1 protein-coding gene, 1 tRNA gene and 1 pseudogene are annotated in these 1,896 nt (G+C 43.5%); all 3 read left to right on the plus strand.

Annotated elements, in window-relative coordinates:
• Positions 1-70 precede the first annotated feature (70 nt).
• A tRNA-Trp gene (locus BCU12_RS08960) sits at positions 71-147 on the plus strand.
• A gap of 130 nt (positions 148-277) precedes the next feature.
• Positions 278-1,660, plus strand: coding sequence for a multicopper oxidase family protein (locus BCU12_RS08965; protein WP_102403987.1), 1,383 nt, complete (start codon positions 278-280; stop codon positions 1,658-1,660).
• Between the two features lie 141 nt (positions 1,661-1,801).
• A pseudogene (locus tag BCU12_RS08970) lies at positions 1,802-1,896 on the plus strand (fluoride efflux transporter CrcB); the annotation flags it as partial.

The raw sequence follows: 1,896 nt of genomic DNA on the forward strand, positions 1-1,896 counted from the left end.
TCCACTCCGCCATTAATTCAATAAACCTCGCTAATGCGAGGTTTTTTTGAATCTGAGTAAATAAAATTTTAGGGGTGTAGCTCCAATTGGCAGAGCAGCGGATTCCAAATCCGCGTGTTGGGAGTTCGAATCTCTCCACCCCTGCCATATTAAAGGCCTTAGTCTCACGACTAGGGCCTTTTTTGTATTTGCTTTATTCATTAGATCTCTCTTTTCATCGTTAAATAGAAGATATAAATTGCTAAGATGTAAGCAAATATTTCTCTTGGTCTATGATATGGATATTTCCCGCCGTCGCTTTATTCAAACCTCACTCGCTGTCACTGCAACCTCTTTATTGCCCGCTTGTTCTCTAAATCATTCTGTCGATGACGAGGGGAATTTCATTTACGATTTAACGGCTGAGCCCTCTAAGGCTGAAATTGTGCCGGGCTATGAAACGGACGTTCTTGGATTTAATGGGCAGATTCCTGCTCCCACTATTCGGTGCAGACAAGGACAACCAGTTACGATCAGGTTTACCAACAAATTAAATGAACCAACGACGATTCACTGGCATGGGCTTAGAATACCGATAGAGATGGATGGTGTCCCTTTTCTTAGCCAACCTCCGATCATGCCAGGTGAAACATTCATTTATCGATTCACACCACCTGATGCAGGCACGTTCTGGTATCACCCCCATGTAAATAGTGTGGTTCAGCTCGGAATGGGATTGGTCGGCACAATCATTGTCGAAGAATCAGAGCCAGTCACCTTTACAGAAGAGCGTGAATTGGTGCTTAAGCATTGGCATCTTGACAAGATAGGTGAATGGAAGGACTTGATGATTCCGCGTTATAGTGCGCGAATGGGGACGCCTGGAGAGTGGGGGACGGTCAATGGCGTCCATCACCCAGAATACACACTTAAAGCAGGTGCAACGACACGCCTTAGAATTGCAAATGTTGATAATACCATTACATACCCAATCTCTATATCGGGAGTAGAAGCATGGATAGTTGCAATTGATGGTAATCCAATAGCCACGCCTCGAATACTTGACCAGCATAAAATTGGCCCTGGAATGAGAGTTGATCTTGCGTTTATAGCGCCAGAAACTGGTAGTAAAATTGTAGTCCAGCAAATGAAAGGTCGTTTTCCTTTCAAGTTATGCCAATTCACGACAATCGCCTCGACATTAGAAACCGCAAAGGCATTACCTAAGCTTCCTCTTAACCCTGTACCTGATCTAGATTTAGAAAATGCCGCTGCCCTTAACTTTGTATTTGAATGGGAAGGGGCAATAACGCCAGCGAACGCATCTGGGAAAGCGGTACCTAAATTTTGGCTGATGAACAAACGTGCATGGGAAGGAATGAGCAAAGGCAATATTCCAGAGCCGTTGGCAAGGCTTGAATTGGGCAAGACCTATATATTTCATCTAAAGAACGTTACTCAGTACCATCATCCAATTCATCTCCATGGACACACTTTTACCGTCCTAGAAATGGATGGAAAAGCTCTTGAAGAACCTTTCCATACCGATACCGTGTTGCTCGGTAAAAATGGATCGGCTAAAGCCGCGTTTGTCGCTGATAACCCAGGAAGGTGGATGTATCACTGCCATGTTATTGAACACATGAAAACAGGCTTAATGGGATACATAGAGGTAGCTTAACGTGACTCCTGTAACTTTTTATTTTTCAGGTACTTTTAACCCGTTCAGCTTCAAAATAAAACATAAAAAATGGCCACGAACATCTCGTAATTGCTCCCATAAGGCATACAATTATCGAGTCATACTTTAAGAGGCGTAATCATGGGTCAGTTTTCTATTCTTGGGTTCATTGCATTGGGTGGGGCATTTGGTGCGTGTTCTCGTTATTTAGTGTCAGAGCTTTGCGCTTCATTGCT

Origin of the sequence: Vibrio sp. 10N.261.55.A7, from assembly GCF_002877365.1 — a bacterium.
Lineage (GTDB): Bacteria > Pseudomonadota > Gammaproteobacteria > Enterobacterales > Vibrionaceae > Vibrio.

What these genes read in the sequence shown, in the direction of transcription:
- BCU12_RS08965 (WP_102403987.1), top strand. Translation starts at nt 278, where the DNA reads ATGGATATTTCCCGCCGTCGCTTTATTCAAACCTCACTCGCTGTCACT.